The organism is Arthrobacter sp. UYEF21, from assembly GCF_040546085.1.
GTDB lineage: Bacteria > Actinomycetota > Actinomycetes > Actinomycetales > Micrococcaceae > Arthrobacter.
This window is the reverse complement of record NZ_JBEPNF010000001.1, coordinates 304,757-321,531: the sequence shown is the minus strand read 5'-3', so window position 1 is coordinate 321,531 and position 16,775 is coordinate 304,757. Positions and strand designations below refer to the sequence as shown.

Genomic DNA, 16,775 nt, shown 5'->3' with positions numbered 1-16,775 from the left:
CCCATGGAATCGTCTGCTGCGCCCGCCGCCCAGCTGGCGCAGCAGCACACCCGCGGCGCCCCGGCCACCAAACATTACCGCGGCATCTTCAGGTTTCCCGTAGTGCGTCAACTCCTCCGCTTCACCGGAGTGGGCCTGATTTGCACGGCAACCTCTCTGGCGCTTTACGCCCTGCTCCGCCAGTGGATCGACCCACAGCTCGCCAACGCCGCGGCCCTGATCGTCACGTCAGTGATGAACACCGCACTGAACCGCCGGCTGACCTTTAAAATCACGTCCACCAGGAAGAGGACGCAGGACCACCTCAATGGGTTGATGGTGCTCGCCATCGCCCTGGTCATCACCGGCGGCAGCCTGGGGATCCTGCACTGGGTCCACCCTGCAGCCACCGTGTCCGATGAGCTCTGGACCACCACACTGTCCGGTTTCCTCGCCACGGCTGTCCGCTTCACGCTGCTGCGGCATTGGATCTTCCGCCGCGCCCGCCACATTTAGGCCACTCCCCCACCTTGGGTTAGTTGCGGCCGAGGGTGCGGACGCTTCCGACGGCGGTGCCCACGGCTTCGGCGGCCGCGGCCAGGTCAGCGGCGCTGACGGTGGACTCGAAGCTGAACCGCACCGCTGTCTGGGCCACTTCCGCCGGGAAGCCGAGCGCCGTCAGGACCGGCGACGGCGCGTCGGAGCCCGCGGCGCATGCTGAGCCGCTCGAACACACCACGCCCTGCCGCTCCAGCCCCAGGAGGACCGATTCCCCGCTGGTTCCGGGGAAGCAGAAGGACGCCACGGACGGGAGCCGCTCCGTGGGGTGGCCGGTCAGGACAGCACCGGGAACGGCGTCGAGGACGTTCCGGATGAAACCGTCCCGGAGCGCCGACACATGTTCTGCGGTCTGCAGCTGCGCGGATTGTGCCAGAGTCAGGGCGGTGGCGAGACCCACAGCACCGGCCACATTCTCAGTCCCGGACCGCCTGCCCCGCTCCTGGCCCCCGCCGTGCAGCAGCGGTTCAATGCGGGTCCGGCCGCGGACGTACAGCACACCGCAGCCTTTCGGAGCCCCCAGCTTGTGGCCGGACATGCTGAGGGCATCAACACCCAGTGCTTTGACATCCAGTGGAAGCCAGCCAGCGGCCTGGACCGCATCCGTATGGAACGGGATGCCTTGGGCACGTGCCAGCTCGGCCAGTTCCGCCACCGGCTGGATGGTACCCACTTCGTTGTTCGCATACATGATGCTCACCAGCGCCGTCTCCGGCCGGAGCACGGCGGCGAGCGCCGCGGGCGTCACCAGCCCGGTGCTGTCCACGGGCACAACGTCCACGGCGAACCCATGGAACCGCGCCAGGTATCGCGCGGATTCCTCGACGGCTGGGTGTTCGACGGCGCTGATCACCACCCGATTGCGCGCAGTGTCCGCCGCCTGCCGGGCCAGGGCGATGCCCTTAACAGCCAGGTTGTCCGCTTCCGTGCCGCCCGAGGTGAAGGTGACCTCCCCGCTCCTGCAGCCCAGTACCTTGGCGACCGCACTCCGGGCGTCCGCGAGTGCAGCGGCAGCGGCCTCGCCGAGGGTGTGATGGCTCGAGGGGTTGCCGAATTCACCGGTCAGGTAGGGCCACATCGCATCCAGGACCTCGCGGCGGACAGGCGTGGTGGCGGCGGCGTCGAGGAAGATCATGGCCGTTTCAGCCTGCCCTCAGTTCGACGTCCAGGCCAAGGTCCAGAGCGGCAACCGTATGGGTGAGCCCCCCGATCGCGATGACGTCCACTCCCGCGGCGGCGATGGCCGCCACGGTGCCCAGGTTAACATTGCCGCTGGCTTCGACAATCGCCCGCCCGGCCACCTGTTTCACGCCGGCGCGCAGGTCCTCAAGGGAAAAGTTGTCCAGCATGATGGTGTCCACGCCCGCGGCGAGGACCGGTTCGATCTGGTCGGCGCTGTCCACTTCCACCTCAAAGTGGGTGGTGTGCCCCAGCTGGGCTTTCGCGGCGGCCAGCAGGGCGGTGAGCCTGGCCGGCTCTCCCCCTGTCATCACGGCGAGGTGGTTGTCCTTGGCCAGGACGGCGTCGGACAGGCTGTAGCGGTGGTTCGCTCCCCCGCCGCAGCGCACGGCATACCGCTCCAGCACCCGCAGGCCCGGGGTGGTCTTGCGCGTATCAGTGATGCGGGCCTTGGTGCCGTCGACAAGTCGGACGAATTCGGCCGTCTTCGTGGCGATGGCGCTCATGCGCTGGACCAGGTTCAGCCCCACCCGTTCGGCGAGCAGCACTGAGCGGGCACTGCCCGTGACGCGCGCAAGGTGCGTCCCGGCGTCGAACGATTCTCCATCGGCAAGCAGCAACTCCACTTCGGTGTCCGGGTCCACGAGCTTCATGGCGTCACGGAACACGGTCCCGCCGCTGAGCACACCGGACACCCGGGCGTTGAGCACCGCGGTGGCACGGGCGTCAGCCGGGATCAGCAACTGCGAGGTGATATCGCCGTTGGGCGCGTCCTCGGCAAAGGCACGTTCCAGGATGTCCCGGACGGGTGCTGCGGGGAGGGTCAGGCTAGTCATTGACGAGGCTCGCTTTCCGGCTCATGGTGTAACGCTGGTCAAAAGGTTCGACGGCGGTAGCGGCCGCCCTGCTGTCGCTGCGGTAATGCGCGCCAAGGGATTCCCGCCGCTCCCGGGCGGCATGCACCAACAGCTGCGCAGCCAGCAAAAGACTGGCATCCTCATGCTCCTCCACATCAAAGGAGTCAGGCACGTTCAGAGGATTCTCAACGCCGGCCCAGGCCGCCAAATCCGCGCCGGCCTCCCGCAACAGCCCGCCAGTACGGAGGACGCCTGCCTTCGCAGTCATCAACCGACGAAGAGCCCCCCGCGAAAACGGCCCGGGATCCGCACAGGACACCTCAACAGGCCCAGGAGCCGGGTCAAGCTCAAACTCCCAGGCGATGTCGGCGGGGGCTTCAGTAAGTGCACCCAAGGTGACGGGTCTGCCGTCGACACCTCTCAACGGGAGCGATGCATCGTCGCCCGAGGGTGTTCCGGAAGCGGGCGTCAAGGGGAGGCCGCCCGCGGCCGTGGACCCACACGATCCGGGTTCCCTGGCCGAGCTTGCGAGGTTAGGGAGATCGTGGGGAGCGAGCGGAGGAACAGCGTCGGGCGACACCCAACCAGCGCCGTCGCTTAAGAAAGCAGCAACAGCCCGGCGCCCGAAGACAAGGCCTTCGAGGAGCGAGTTGCTGGCAAGGCGATTAGCCCCCTGCACCCCGGTACAGGCGACTTCCCCAGCAGCCAGCAGCCCGGGGACAGAGGTCCGGCCGTGGAGGTCCGTGACAACGCCGCCCATCCAGTAGTGGGCCGCAGGAGCCACGGGAACGGGTTCACGGGTCCAGTCGATGCCGGCGTCGCGGGTGCGTGCGCTGATGGTGGGGAATCGCTTGGCGAGGAAACCTTTGCCCCTGCCGGCCTCGATCACACGTGCGTCGAGGAACACGTGGCCGTTGGGGTCGCCGAGGGCCGCGAGGTGCAGGGCGATGCTCCGGGAGACGACGTCCCGGGGCGCTAGTTCGGCGTCGGGGTGGTAGGCGGGCATAAAACGCTCACCTAGGGCGTCCACCAGGATGGCGCCTTCGCCGCGGACAGCTTCGGAGATCAGGAGCGGCTCTGTTCCGTTACCGCCAGCTTCGGCTTCGCGGGCGCCGCCGGGACGGACCATGCAGGTGGGGTGGAACTGGAAGAATTCGAGGTCCGCCACGGCGGCGCCCGCCCGCCAGGCCAGGGCGAGGCCGTCTGCGGTGGCCACGGCGGGGTTGGTGGTCTGGGCAAACAGCTGTCCTGCTCCCCCGGTGGCCAGGAGGACGGCGTCGCCGTGGACTCCCAGTTCCCGCCCGTCGTGGAGGAAGTTGACCCCGGACACGCGGCCTCCGCTCTGCAACAGGGACGTCACCAAGGCGTTCCCGATCACCTGGATTGTTCCAGCTGCCTGGACGTCCTGTACGGCGCGGATAAGAGCTTTCGCCACACGGGCGCCGGTGGCGTCGCCGCCGGCGTGCAGGATCCGTGGCGCGGAGTGGGCGGCTTCGAGACCCAAGGCGGGATCGCCGTCGTGGTCCGGATCAAAACGCACGCCGAAGCGCTGCAGCCCGGCAATGTCGAAGCGGGCCTCGGTGCAGAGTACCCGGACGGCGTCCTGGTGGCAGTGCCCGCCCCCGGCCTTCAGCGTGTCCGCGATGTGGGCGGCCACGGTGTCCCCAGGCGCGGGCTCGTCCAGGACGGCGGAAATGCCGCCCTGGGCGAAGTAGGTGTTGCTGTCCGCGAGCGCCCCCTTGGTCAGCAGCACCACTTGGGCACCCGCTTCGGCGGCGAGCAGCGCGGAGTACAGTCCCGCAATGCCGCTCCCGACGACGATCAGCCGCCGGGGTGCCGTACCACCGGCTGGGTTCGCTGCGCTCATGTGGGGCTCGTTTCCTCCGGTACTACAGCTACTACAGTGGACGCGCCGCGAGCATGCGCTCGAGCGCGGTTTTGGCGTGGTCCTGCACGGATTCATCCACGCTGATGCGGTTGACGATCCGGCCCTCGACGAGTTCCTCCAGGACCCAGGCGAGGTAGCCGGGGTGGATCCGGTACATCGTGGAGCACGGGCAGATGACCGGGTCCAGGCAGAAGATGGTGTGCTGCGGGTATTCGGCCGCGAGCCGGTTGACCATGTTGACCTCGGTGCCGATCGCGAACGTAGTGGGATCGGTGGCCGCCGCGATGGCCTTCTTGATGAAGTCGGTGGAACCGGCCGAATCGGCAGCATCCACCACCTCCATGGGGCATTCGGGGTGCACGATCACGTTCACGCCGGGGAACTCGGCACGGGCCTTTTCGATCTGACCGACGTTGAAGCGTTTGTGAACCGAGCAGAAGCCGTGCCACAGGATGACGCGGGAATCGAGCAGCGCCTGTTCGTCGTTGCCGCCGAGTTCCTTGCGCGGGTTCCACATGGGCATCTGTTCCAGCGGCACGCCCATGGCCTTGGCGGTGTTGCGGCCCAGGTGCTGGTCGGGGAAGAACAGGACCCGCTGGCCCCGCTCGAAGGCCCATTCCAGGACCAGCCGTGCGTTGGATGAGGTGCAGACGATGCCGCCGTTACGCCCGCAGAAAGCCTTCAGGGCAGCGGAGGAGTTCATGTAGGTGACCGGGATGACCGGGACGCGGCCGTCGTCGTCCTTCTCCGAACCGAAGATCTCCTCGAGCTGTTCCCAGCATTCCTCCACGGAGTCGGTGTCTGCCATGTCCGCCATGGAGCAGCCGGCGGCGAGGTTGGGCAGGATGACTGCCTGGTCCGGCGTCGAGAGGATATCGGCAGTCTCAGCCATGAAGTGCACGCCGCAGAAGATGATGGCCTCGGCGTCAGGCCTGGTGAGGGCGGCGTTGGCCAGCTGGAAGGAGTCGCCCACGAAGTCGGCGTACTGGATGACCTCATCGCGCTGGTAGAAGTGGCCCAGGACCACTGCCCGGTCGCCCAGCTTGTCCTTGGCCGCGCGGATGCGCACATCGAGTTCAGCATCGCAGGCGAGCTTGTACTCTTCCGGCAGCTGGCCCTGCCGGGGGGTGGCTGCGGGCGCGACGTCCGAACTGGAGGCGCCGGGCCCGTACGCCGGGGCACCGGCGAGCGCCTCGGCGAGGTCGTACTCCCACGGGCCCTTGGCCAGGGCCGGGCTGCAGGTGGCAGTTGCTTTGCCTGCAGCCGCGGTCCGTGCCGCGGCGCCTGCCGCGCTTTCGGCCTGTTCGCGCGTGATCAGCTGGATTGCTGTGTTGACGCTGCTCATGGTGTGCTCCTGTTGTCGGGGTCGAGGCCGGGGCGGCCGGTGAAGCGGTAGAGGCGTGGTGGGCGGTGTCTGCCGCCTTGGAGGTATTCGCCGGTGTCCTCGATCTCCGGCGTGGATTTCAGCTGGCGCCGGAAGTTGGCCGGATCCAGCCTGGTGTCCAGGACGGCTTCGTACACCTCACGGACCTGGGCAAGCGTGAAGTACTCCCCCAGGAAGTGATAGGCCACGGAGCCATAGGCCAGCTTGTTCCGCAGCCGCCACAGGGCGTAGTCCACGATGGCGTTGTGATCGAAGGCCAGCTCACCCACCTTGTCTGCCCGGAACCACTTCACGTTTTCCGATTCGTCGGCCAGTGCCGCTTCGGTGGGTTGGACCAGGGCCCAGTAGACGATCGATACGACGCGCTGGGTGGGCGAGCGGTGCAGGCCGCCAAAAGCGTAGAGCTGCTCCACATAGCTCGGGGCCAGGCCGGTGGTCTCCCGAAGGTTGCGCGAGGCCGCGTCCTGCAGGGATTCCGTGTGGGTCAGTGGTCCGCCGGGAAGTGCCCAGAGGTCCTTGTACGGCTCACGGATTCTGCGGACCAGGGGAATCCAAAGCGTGGGGCGGCCCGAGGATTCACTTGGCCGGAGGGCAAAGATGACGGTGGAGATGGCAAGCGAGGGTGCGGCCGTGGCCCGCTCCGACACATTTGCTGAACTGCTGAACATGGCGACTCACCCGCCTCCTGTTGCTCCGTGGTCTCTGTGCCGCATTGCACCATGCCAAGTTATGGTCAATTTGACTAGAACTGATGCTACGGCCATTTTCCCGCGATACAAAATGTTGCTCCTTCTGCGCGGCTTACGCCGTTCCGTTTCTGGCCGCGGCTTCGGGCAGGTTGAGCGTCCTGCCCTGGAAGTGGGTATTGAGGACGATGACCATCGACGCCCGAAGCACCGTCATCGTGGCGATCATGGCGTCAAGAACCCGCTGCAGGTCGGCATCGGACCGCGCGGCAATCCTGGCCATGAGATCTGAACTGCCCCAGACCGTGTGAACCTCGATCAGTTCCGGGATGGCAGCTAGTGCGTCGGCCACCCGCCCGTGGCCCAGGCCCAGGCCCAGGCCCTGCGAGGCTTCCAGCACCGACGCCCGGGGCGTGTCGCTGAAGAATCGCACAATTTTGGCGTCCAAGGCCTCGAATTTCACACAAACTCCCCTGTGAATCGCTGCTTCGTAGGGCAGATTGCCAGCCGTGGGGCGGATTAGTCATACACTCCGCACCCATCGTCGTACGCCCCGTGCCGCGGGGCCACCGGCAGAGGCGGTAAATTCAAGTGGTCCCTTTCGCGGGCACCCCCTACCCCGAGAAAGTTCACAGGCATGACATCGAAGTCCACGGCAGTGCGTCCGGAAGCCCAGCTCGGCCACACCATGAAACCACGGCAGCTCACCATGATGGGCCTGGGCAGCGCCATCGGCGCTGGCCTGTTCCTGGGTTCCGGGGCCGGCGTGCAGGCAGCCGGTCCGGCCGTATTGGTGTCCTATCTGGTGGCCGGCACGCTCATCATCCTGGTGATGTGGGCGCTGGGCGAGATGGCTGCGGCCAATCCCACCAGCGGCGCCTTCTCGGTGTACGCGGAGCGGGCTTTGGGCAAAACGGCCGGCGCCACGGTGGGCTGGCTTTGGTGGCTCCAGCTGGTGGTGGTCATCGCCGCCGAAGCCCTCGGCGCCGCGGGCCTCTTGTGCACCGTGTGGCCCGTGATCCCCGTCTGGGCCCTGGCACTGGTCTTTATGGTGGTCTTCACCGGCATCAACCTCACCGGTGTCAGAAACTTTGGCGAGTTCGAATTCTGGTTCGCCATCCTCAAAGTTGCCGCCATCGTCCTGTTTCTCGCCGTAGGTGCCGCCCTGCTGCTGGGACTCCTCCCCGACGTGGCGTCGCCAGGCCTGTCAAACATCACCACCGACTTCGCTCCTGCCGGGCTGGGCGGCGTCGCCACGGCCCTGTTCGTGGTGATCTTCGCCTTTGGCGGGACCGAGATCGTGGCCGTAGCCGCAGCGGAAACCGAGGATCCGGAGCATAGCATCGGCCGGGCAGTCCGGACCGTACTGTGGCGCATCCTGGTCTTCTACATCGGATCAGTCTTTGTCATCGCGGCCGTGCTGCCGGTCAGCTCCGAGGGCTTGGCCTCGCCGTTTGCGGGTGTGCTCGACGCAGCCCGGATCCCGGGTGCCGGCACGGCAATCACCCTTGTCGCCGTCGTCGCGCTTCTCTCTGCCCTGAACGCCAATCTCTACGGTGCATCCCGCATGGCGTATTCACTCTCCGAACGCGGCGAAGCGCCCCGATTCCTGTCCCGGTTGAGCGGCGCCAGCGTGCCCATGATCGCAGTGGGTATCTCGGTGGCCTTCGGCTTCTTCGCCACCGTCCTTGAGCTTCTCTTCCCCAACCGGATCCTGCCGGCCCTCTTCCAGCTGGTCGGGTCCACGTGCCTGGTGGTGTGGGGAACGGCCCTTGTGTCGCAGCTCATCCTCCGGCGCCGGGCAGACCGGGACGGGACCGCGCTGCCGCTGCGGATGAAGGGCTTCCCTGGCCTGACGACATTCGGATTGGTACTGCTCGCGCTGATCTTCGCCGTCGGCTTCAGCGCGGAAAGCAGCCGGATTCAGCTCCTGAGCACCTTTGCGTTGGTTGCGTGCCTCGCCGGCGCCTGCTGGCTCGGCGCGCGGCTCGCAGCCCGCGGGCGCCACCCGAAGTAGGTCGCAGCAGACGCAAATCCGCTGCTGAACGGCGCAGTCCGCAGGCAGGTAAAGTGGTGCGTACCTTCGGGGGCCAGACGACAGGATCAATGTCGGCGGGCCGCTGATCGTGTTCGAGGTTCCGGACAACACCGCCGGAATCGTGGGCACAGTCCCGAAGGATGACGCACCGGAGCGCCGGGTCCGCCTGAGCGCCGTACTTGACGAGGACTGACACTATGAGCGGCAGGCACACCGGCGAACTGCATTCGCACACCGTTGAGGGCACGGACCCGCAACTCTATGTCGAGGTGCATGATCCTGCTGCTGATGCGGGGCTCCGGCCTGTCCTGCTGATCCACGGTTTCTCTTCCTCCAGCAAACTGAACTGGGAGGACACGGGCTGGCTGGCTGCACTCCTGGACGCAGGACGCCGGGTCATTACCGTGGACCTGCCCGGCCACGGCCGCAGCGGCGCCCCGGAGGACATGGACTCCTACGCCCCCAGCCGGATCCGAGCCGATCTCTTGCAGATAGCGTTCGACGCCGGTGTGCGGCCGGTGCACGACGGCGACCCCACCAGCGGGGTTGACGTTGTGGGCTATTCCCTGGGTTCCCGGCTCGCCTGGGAATTCGGCGCCACACAGCCCGAGCTTGTCCACCGCATGGTCCTGGGCGGACCGAACATCGCTGATCCGCTGGCCGAGTTCGACCTCATCGCAGCCCAGCGCTACCTGGCCGACGGGACGCCCATTGCGGACCAGTCCACGGCCGGGCTGTTGAAAATGGCGATGCTCCTGCCCAGCAACAACATCTTTGCGCTCCTGTCGCTGGTGGAGGCCATCAAAGCCGAGCCGTTCGATCCTGCCGAAGCCGTCCCGCATATGCCCATGCTCCTGGTGGCCGGCGACAAGGACGAGCGCGCGGGCACCATGCCGCAGCTTGCCGATCTCGGCGTCCGGGCCGGCTCCATGGCGGAACAGCTTGTGCTGCCCGGCCGGAACCACACCAACGCCATCACCAGCCGGGCCTTCAAACAGGGTGCCATCGCCTTCCTCGGCGTCTGATTCCTGACAGGGGTTTCATAGCTCCCGCATTGGTCCGGCTGCAGGGAGCGCCGTCGCTCACTTCAACAGGCGCTCAAGCCCGTGCCGCCTCCGCCGCCGTCAACGCGGACCTCGACGCGGGCATCGAAGCTGTTATCGGCGCTGACAGCGCATACCAGGCGGGTGTGGCGCTGTGGATGCAGCCCGTGGCTGGGTGCCTTCACCTCGAGCCTCCAACTCCAGGCCATGGTCCAGGAGAGCAATAACGATTCGTGGACCCTGCTCTTAGAGGCTGTGGGCCTTTCCGGCCTCTCGGACTACGCAGCCGCCATCGATGTCTCCGACCGCCCGGACGTGAACACCCTTTCGACCTCCGATAAGGCCCACCTCCTCGTGGAACTGTTTGACGGCCATCTGCTGGACCCGGAGCACACTGCGCAGCTACTGTCCTACATGCAGGACACCGCTAACGAAAGCCTGATTCGAGCCGCGGTCCCGGACGGCGGTGATTCGGGAAATCACCATGGCCGTTAGCGCCGCACTGCCCTGACTCCACGGCGCCCGGCGACAAGTTCACCGCTTCCGGCACGGCAGCAGAGGGTACGCTGGAAGAGTGCGGAGACAGCCGGAGAGAGGCCAATGAACACGCGTTTTGAAGACCGCACCGATGCCGGTGAGCAGCTGGCGGCGGTCCTGACGCAATTCCGTGAACGCCCTGACGCCATTGTGCTGGGCCTGGCTCGGGGCGGGATCCCCGTGGCGGCCGCAGCTGCCAAGGCGCTCTACCTGCCCCTCGGGGCTGTCCTGGTCAGGAAGCTCGGCATACCGGGCCACGACGAAACGGCGTACGGCGCCCTGGCGTGGTCCGGTGGACGAGTGGTGAGGCTGCTGAACCGCCCCCTCATAGGCCGGGTCCTCGAGCACGGTGTCCGGCAGGAGTGGCTGGATGAGGTGGAACAACGCGAGCGGGCCGAACTGCTTCGCAGGGTGGAGACTTATCCTGGAATCAGCCATGATCTCACGGCCAGGACAGTCCTCCTGCTCGACGACGGCCTGGCCACCGGCGCCACCATGCGCGCCGCAGTGGAGGCCGTCCGATCCGCCGGAGCAGGAACTGTGGTGGTCGCCGCTCCGGTGGGGTCGGTGGAGGCCTACACGGCCGTGTCCCGGGTCTGCGATGCCGTGCTGTGCCTGCACTTGCCAGGCAAGTTCCGCGCTGTGGGGAGCTTCTACCGGCACTTCGAGCAACTGACCGACGAGGACGCCATCAGCCTGCTGCAGCCCTAAGCGGGATGCTTCCCTGAGCGGGATGCTTCCCTTAGCCTTGGCGTTTCCTGAGCATGGCCGCAGCAGCCGTGCCGAGTACAAACAGCGCACCGGCGGCAGCAAGGGGAACCACGAACGCGGCCCGGTAGCCATCCTGCTGGGCAAGCTGGCCGGCAACGGACGCTCCGAGCGCCGTGCCCGCCACGATCCCGCTGGCCAGGGCGGTCATCACTGTTCCCAGCCTTTCCGCGGGGGCCACGATTCCGCCGATGGCAAATACGGTGACCATAACGGGCCCCACCGGCAGTCCCAGGACCAGCAGCACGCCGACCATTCCGCCCAGCGAGTCCGGCACCAGAAGCAGGAGGGCGAGGCCGGCCATGAGTGCCGCACTGGCCATCCAGCGAGCGGCCGGTTTGAAACTCCGGGGCCAATAAGCCACGGACAGGGCAGCGGCGGCGGAACTCAACCCCATCACTGCGTACAGAAGGCCCGCGATTTCTGAGGTGGCGAAGCTCGCGGAAAAGGAACTCAGGGCCGTTTGGGTGGATCCGAAGAAGGTGCCCATGGCCACCATGGCCAGGACAGGAAGGGCGACGGCGGCGGGAATCCTGCCGGCACGGGATTCAGTGGCACTGGCCCCGGTGGCATTGGCCCCGGTCGCCTGCTTCACGGGCACCGCCCGGTGCGTGGGGTGCACGGCAAAAGCGGGAACGAGCGTGATGGTCATGACAACCCCCAATGCCAGCGGCAGCCATGGGGCCACCATGCTGGCGAGGATTCCCACGAGTGCCGGGCCCAGAACAAAGGTGAGTTCGTCGGCCGTGCCCTCGTAGGACAGGGCAGTATCCAGATCCTGGCCCGCTTCCTTGCCTTTCCCCCGGGAGGTCAGGGCCATCCAGCGGACGCGGGCGAGCGGCCCCACCTGCGGGCAGCTTGCGCCGGCGAGGAAGGCTGCCACGATCAGGGCGACCGGAAATCCGTCTGCCGGAATAGCCCAGGACGCGCCGATGAGGGCCAGCACCGCCAGGGCATTAAGCCCGGCGGTCACCAGCAGCACGGGACGCTGCCCGCGGCGGTCCGCCATGGCTCCGAAAATCGGCGCTCCGAGCGCAGATCCGATTCCTACAGCACCGGCGGCGGTGCCGCCTAAGGCGTAGGAGCCGGTGACCGATGTGACAAGGGTGAGGGCGCCAACGGTGAGCATGGCCAGCGGCAGACGTGCAAACAGGCCGATGGGGATAAAACTGCGGCCAGCAAGCTGCGGGAGCCGGGCAAAGCGGCCGCTTGGCGGTGACGGCGGTGCTGCCTCAGGCAACAGCGCGGCCTCAGGCAGCAGTGAAGGTGCCGGGTCATCGGATACTTCGTGGGCAGCTGACAGGGAAGACGCTGGTGAAGGGTTCAAGATTTCGGGCTCGTTCAGTCATGCGCACCGTCCCTCCTCCCGATGCGCGCGACCCGGTAACTGTCCCATTGTATACGGGCTTACGGGCCGCCCCGGCTTACACCAGCACCTCGGCGGCGTCGGATATGCGGAGGGTGGAACCGTTGCGGCCCTTGAGGACTTGGAGTTGCGTGCCGATGCGTTGCTTCATCTCCCCCACGTGGCTGACGAGTCCCACAACGCGCCCGCCGTCGCGGAGCCCTTCCAAGGCATCCATGACCTGTTCCAGGGATTGCTCGTCCAGGCTGCCGAAGCCTTCGTCCACAAAGAGCGTGTCAATCTGGATGCCGCCGGACTCCTGCTGGACGACGTCGGCCAGGCCCAGTGCCAGGGAGAGTGAGGCCATAAACGATTCGCCACCGGAGAGCGTGGAGGTATCCCTGCGGTGCCCGGTCCACTGATCCACCACTTCCAGGCCCAACCCGGATTTCGCCCCACGGGCAGCCTTGGCGTCGGAATGCTGCAACAGGTAACGGCCGCCGCTCATGGCAACAAGGCGCTCCGAGGCAGCCGACGCTACCTGCTCCAGCCGTGCGGCGAGGACGTAGCTGTTCAGGCTCATGCGGTACGTGTTCTCGCCGCGGCCGGCCGCGGTGTCGGCGAGCGCTGAGAGCAGTTGGGCGTGTTCCCTGGGCCCCCGTCCGGTTCCGGCGAGTTGGTCATAGTCGTGGCGGATCGTGGCCAGCGACGCAGCGCAATGTGCAGCCATCCCGGCGGCGAGGTCGGCGTCGCGTGCCTCCTGCGCGGCGTTCGCGGCAGCGTCCTGAAGTTCCGCAAGCAGATCCTCGTCCACCACCGGATCTGAAGCCGATTCCTTCAATGCCAAGAGCAGCTCATCCGATGCGAAAAGCTCGGTAATCCGCGCCTGCTCATCGTGGCCGGCCCGGACCTCACCTTGCAGGGCTGCTGCTTCTGCGCCCGCCAGTAATTGTTCCCTGGCTTCTCCGGCAGTATTGAAGCCGGCCTCGGGCAGGGCCTGCTCGAGCTGGAGACGGGCTTCCTCCGCCCGGGCTTTGGCCTTGTCCAGAAGTTCCCGGGCCGCCACAGCCTTTTCCAGCGTGGCCGCGGCGTCCTGCAACGACCGCAGCCTGCGGGTGAGGCTGCGGTGAGCGCCACGCAGGCCGGACAGAGCCTGGTCCAGGGATGCCACCGTGTCCGCCACCTCCGCCATTGCAGCGCTCACTTGGGCGAGCTCAGCCACACCGGTGTTCTTCGCGGCCTCCGCGGCTGCAATCCGGGCCTCCACAGCATCAATCTGATGGCGGAGTTCCGCAAGATTCTTCACGGCGAGCTGGGACCGTCCGGCAGCGTGGCGGGCCGCCACCACACCCTGAACAGCCTCGTCCTCGGGAGTGTCACCGCCCTGGCCGGCAAGGACGGCCACCACCTGGTTTGCCTCACCCAGCGCGGCGCTGAGCGCCGCCAGCTTCGCCTCTGCGGCCTCATAGGCCTGTTGTGCGGCTTCCTCTGCCTGGCTGAGCCCCAGCGCGGACGCTGCTGCCTCCGCGGGAGCCGGGTGGTCCTCGCTTCCGCAGACCGGGCACGCGGCCCCATCGGCCAGTTGGGCCGCGAGTTCGGCTGCGGCATTGGCAAGTCTTTCCTCGCGCAGGTCCAGCCAGCGCGCCTTCGTCCCAAGCTGGGTCTCACGCCCCGCCGAGTGGCGGTGCGCGGCCAGCTCCTGTGCCGTGACTGCCGCCCCGTACCTGCGGACAATGTCTAGGAGTTCGTCCGCCGCGGCGGCTTCCTTCGCGTGTAGGACGGCGGCGGACGCAAGTACATCCAAGGGCTGCAGTCCGGCCGTCAGGTCTGCCTGCTCCGCCCGCAGGATCCCCAACCGCTCATCCAGTCCGGTACTGGATTGGGTCAGTTCCTTCTGCTGTGTCCCGAGCGAGGTGCGCCTGGCGGCCAGGGCATGGAGGCGCTCTTCGTCCGGCAACCTGGCTTCAACGACGGCCAGCAATGACCGGATGCTGCTCAGCTCGCCGGCGATGTCAAGGGCTACGACCGACTCGAGGGTGACAGCCACGTCAGTGGCGGCTACAGACTCCACGTCGACGACGGCGTCACCCTTACCTTCGGCGGGCCCGCCGCCGGTGCCTGCCGCGTCCAAAGCAGACAGGTCCAGGTGTTCCAGCTCCGGGTCTTCGCCCGCCGCCAGCCGAAGCAGCGTGATGGCGGATTCCATGGCGCCCGCCGCGTGCCTGACCTGTGTTTCGCTGGACTGGACAGCCTGCAGTTGCCCGGTGAGCACCTCGGCGCGCCGGTGCTGTTCGAGCCGCGCCGCCTTCATCCGCAGAGACGGAAGAGTCTCCTCAGAGGCCGCCTTCCGCACCTCGGCAGCAGCCAGCCTGCGCCGCCGATCCCGCCGTGCCGCTTCACTGTCGAGCCGGGCCGATGAGAGTTTACTCACCGACGCCGCGGCCTCCGCTGCGGCAGTCAGGTCCGCTGCGTGCCTTGCCACGGCGGCCTGGAGCCACCCGATCCGGGCACCGGGTTCCTCCGGGGAGGGTAGGCCCCCACCCACACCAGCGGCATCACCGGCAGGATCACCGGCCGAGCCAGCGAAGGCTGCGTCATCAATCGCCAGCGCCGAGGCCTCGGCTTCCGCACGCGCGGCAAGCAGTTCAAGCTCGCCATTGAGCTTGGCCACATCGTTGCGCGCGGCCTGCGCCTGGGCGGACAGCTCCTGCTCCAGGGCCTCAAACCGCTGAGTTCCGAAAAGCTTCTGCAGCAGTTCCAGGCGGTCCGTTGCCTTGGACCTCAGGAAAGCGGCGAAGTCACCCTGGGGCAACATAACCACCCGGGTGAACTGTTCCCGGTCCATGCCCAGCAGGGCAGTGATTTCGGCGCCGGCTTCGTCGTTGCGTCCGGACTTGTCCGTCCACGCCCCGCCCACACGTTCCCGCAGGAGCGTTTTGGCCTGCTGGGCAGTGAATCCGTTCTTCCCGCGGGCGCTGGGCTTGTCCCACGCGGGAGACCTGGTGACCTCGAAATGGCGTCCCTGTGCGGAGAACTCGCAGGTGACCGACGGCTCCAGGGCCGGCTCGGCGTGGTCGCTGCGGAGGCGCTTGGCGTCCTGGCGGGCGCCCGGCACCGATCCGTAGAGTGCGAAGCAGACAGCGTCCAGCACGCTGGTTTTACCGGCTCCAGTGGGTCCGTTCAAGAGGAAGAGGCCGTGGGCACTCAATCTGTCGAAGTCCACCTCTTCGGTGCCGGCAAACGGCCCAAACGCGGAGAGGGTCAGGCGGTGGATCCTCACAGCGATGCCTCCCGGAGACGCACGTTCTCGAGCGCACCGGCGATTGCCAGCCGCTCGGCGTCGTCCGCGTCCCGACCCCGCACGTGGTCCAGGAAACCGCAGCAGACCGACACGTCATCCTGGGCCTCGGCGAGCCGGGTGCTGTAACTTGTGGACGCCTTCGCGGTGCCGCCCTGCGGATCAAACCCGAGAACCAACGTGTCCGGAAAGCGCACCCGCAGCCGCTCCATGGCCTGCTGCGGCCGTTGCGCGTCCGTCAGCGTGACCTGGCAATACGCATCCTCGGCCCACGCGTGTTCGCCGGACTCCAGCAGTTCGGAAATCCCGCCGCGGAGCACCGCCAGCTTCCGGGGCGCCTCCCAGGCCAGTCCGGAGACGCCGGTGACGCCGTCCGGGCCAACGTCGATAAGCCAGCTTCCCTTGGTGTGCTTGGCTTCGGAGAACGAGTAGGCCAGGGGCGAGCCGGAATACCTGACCTGCGGCGACAGGGTTTGCCGGCCGTGGAGGTGGCCCAGGGCCGTGTAGCTGAAGCCATCGAACAGGTCCAGCGGCACGGCACCCACTCCCCCGATGCTGAGGTCCCGCTCGCTGTCTGAGCTGATGCCGCCGCTGGCGAAAGTATGGGCGAGGACCACCGAATGCACGGTTCCCTTGGCGCTGCGCCGTTCAAGGTCCGCCCGGATGCGGCCGGTCGCCGCGCGGGTCACCGCGAAGTGGCTTGCCGGCTCCGCACCGAGCGGCTCCGCGACGAGCCGTGGTTCGAGCCACGGGATCCCATAGATGGCCAGGACGGCGCCCGGCTCATCACTTGCGCCGGGCCCGCCGGGCTGCCCGCCGGCTTTAGTTCCGGATTCCAAAGGCAGGACGAGAGGATGGTCCAGGTCCGCCAGCCTGGTCCGCAAGTGCACGCCGCCACGCTCAAGCAAACGGGAGGCGAAGCCCAGCCGGACGGCGGAGTCGTGGTTACCGCTGGTCAGCACAACCGTGGCGCCTGCCGCGGTCAGCCGGACCAGGGCCTCGTCCAGCAGGCGCACGACGTCGACGCCGGGCAGGGCGCGGTCGTAGACGTCGCCGGCAATCAGGACAACGTCAACGGCATGCGACGAGACAGCGCTGACGAGCTGATCAATAAATGACCGTTGGGCGTCCAGCATCCCGACGCCGTGGAACGACCGGCCCAAATGCCAGTCCGAAGTGTGCAATAACCGCATATTCCTACGCTATAGGCTGCCA

The 16,775-nt window shown here is 67.2% G+C and carries 15 protein-coding genes; 5 read left to right on the top strand and 10 right to left on the bottom strand.

Going from position 1 to position 16,775, the window contains the following annotated elements:
* The first annotated feature begins 3 nt into the window (after positions 1–3).
* Positions 4–495 carry a GtrA family protein gene (locus ABIB27_RS01485; protein ID WP_354214091.1) on the top strand — a complete coding sequence of 164 codons (492 nt, stop codon included), beginning with the start codon at positions 4–6 and terminating at the stop codon, positions 493–495.
* 19 nt (positions 496–514) lie between these two features.
* Here the strand turns inward: ABIB27_RS01485 and ABIB27_RS01480 are convergent, their stop codons facing one another.
* The 6 genes from ABIB27_RS01480 to ABIB27_RS01455 form a co-directional block, all read right to left on the bottom strand.
* Entirely contained in the window at positions 515–1,672 is a 1,158-nt protein-coding gene (locus tag ABIB27_RS01480) for a cysteine desulfurase family protein (protein ID WP_354214090.1), read from the bottom strand.
* Positions 1,673–1,679: 7 nt separating this feature from the next.
* On the bottom strand, positions 1,680–2,552 hold the full coding sequence (nadC, locus tag ABIB27_RS01475) for a carboxylating nicotinate-nucleotide diphosphorylase (protein WP_354214089.1): 873 nt from the start codon (positions 2,550–2,552) through the stop codon (positions 1,680–1,682).
* On the bottom strand, positions 2,545–4,440 hold the full coding sequence (locus tag ABIB27_RS01470; RefSeq protein WP_354214087.1) for an L-aspartate oxidase: 1,896 nt from the start codon (positions 4,438–4,440) through the stop codon (positions 2,545–2,547). Before ABIB27_RS01470 ends, nadC begins: the two co-directional genes overlap by 8 nt.
* 31 nt (positions 4,441–4,471) lie before the next feature.
* Complete coding sequence (gene nadA, locus ABIB27_RS01465) at positions 4,472–5,806, bottom strand: quinolinate synthase NadA (RefSeq protein WP_354214086.1); 1,335 nt, start codon at positions 5,804–5,806, stop codon at positions 4,472–4,474.
* On the bottom strand, positions 5,803–6,513 hold the full coding sequence (locus ABIB27_RS01460) for an NUDIX hydrolase (protein WP_354214085.1): 711 nt from the start codon (positions 6,511–6,513) through the stop codon (positions 5,803–5,805). The genes nadA and ABIB27_RS01460 overlap by 4 nt, the downstream gene beginning before the upstream one ends.
* A gap of 133 nt (positions 6,514–6,646) precedes the next feature.
* The gene (locus tag ABIB27_RS01455) at positions 6,647–6,994 is read right to left on the bottom strand and encodes an Lrp/AsnC ligand binding domain-containing protein (protein ID WP_354253398.1); all 348 of its coding nucleotides are present in this window, start codon (positions 6,992–6,994) and stop codon (positions 6,647–6,649) included.
* Between the two features lie 174 nt (positions 6,995–7,168).
* Here ABIB27_RS01455 and ABIB27_RS01450 point away from each other — a divergent pair, with 174 nt between their 5' ends.
* Together ABIB27_RS01450 and ABIB27_RS01445 are read left to right on the top strand one after the other, a co-directional pair.
* Positions 7,169–8,548 (top strand): amino acid permease, encoded by a 1,380-nt coding sequence (locus ABIB27_RS01450; RefSeq protein WP_354214082.1) that lies wholly within the window; start codon positions 7,169–7,171, stop codon positions 8,546–8,548.
* 218 nt (positions 8,549–8,766) lie between these two features.
* The gene (locus ABIB27_RS01445) at positions 8,767–9,594 is read left to right on the top strand and encodes an alpha/beta fold hydrolase (protein ID WP_354214080.1); all 828 of its coding nucleotides are present in this window, start codon (positions 8,767–8,769) and stop codon (positions 9,592–9,594) included.
* Positions 9,595–9,656: 62 nt separating this feature from the next.
* On the opposite strand, the gene ABIB27_RS01440 is transcribed toward ABIB27_RS01445, so the two are convergent.
* Positions 9,657–9,797, bottom strand: a complete 141-nt coding sequence (locus ABIB27_RS01440) for a hypothetical protein (protein ID WP_354253397.1) — start codon at positions 9,795–9,797, stop codon at positions 9,657–9,659.
* A 22-nt stretch (positions 9,798–9,819) separates the two neighbouring features.
* Between ABIB27_RS01440 and ABIB27_RS01435 the strand changes: the two genes are divergently transcribed.
* Both ABIB27_RS01435 and ABIB27_RS01430 read left to right on the top strand, forming a co-directional pair.
* The gene (locus ABIB27_RS01435; protein ID WP_354214078.1) at positions 9,820–10,107 is read left to right on the top strand and encodes a serine hydrolase; all 288 of its coding nucleotides are present in this window, start codon (positions 9,820–9,822) and stop codon (positions 10,105–10,107) included.
* 105 nt (positions 10,108–10,212) lie between these two features.
* Entirely contained in the window at positions 10,213–10,860 is a 648-nt protein-coding gene (locus ABIB27_RS01430; RefSeq protein WP_354214076.1) for a phosphoribosyltransferase, read from the top strand.
* 31 nt (positions 10,861–10,891) lie between these two features.
* Here ABIB27_RS01430 and ABIB27_RS01425 read toward each other — a convergent pair whose 3' ends face one another.
* The 3 genes from ABIB27_RS01425 to ABIB27_RS01415 all read right to left on the bottom strand — a co-directional run bounded on the left by ABIB27_RS01425 (position 10,892) and on the right by ABIB27_RS01415 (position 16,753).
* On the bottom strand, positions 10,892–12,244 hold the full coding sequence (locus ABIB27_RS01425; RefSeq protein ID WP_502909082.1) for an MFS transporter: 1,353 nt from the start codon (positions 12,242–12,244) through the stop codon (positions 10,892–10,894).
* A gap of 97 nt (positions 12,245–12,341) precedes the next feature.
* Positions 12,342–15,542, bottom strand: coding sequence for an AAA family ATPase (locus ABIB27_RS01420; RefSeq protein ID WP_354253396.1), 3,201 nt, complete (start codon positions 15,540–15,542; stop codon positions 12,342–12,344).
* Positions 15,539–16,753 carry an exonuclease SbcCD subunit D gene (locus ABIB27_RS01415; protein ID WP_354214073.1) on the bottom strand — a complete coding sequence of 405 codons (1,215 nt, stop codon included), beginning with the start codon at positions 16,751–16,753 and terminating at the stop codon, positions 15,539–15,541. Before ABIB27_RS01415 ends, ABIB27_RS01420 begins: the two co-directional genes overlap by 4 nt.
* Positions 16,754–16,775 lie beyond the last annotated feature (22 nt).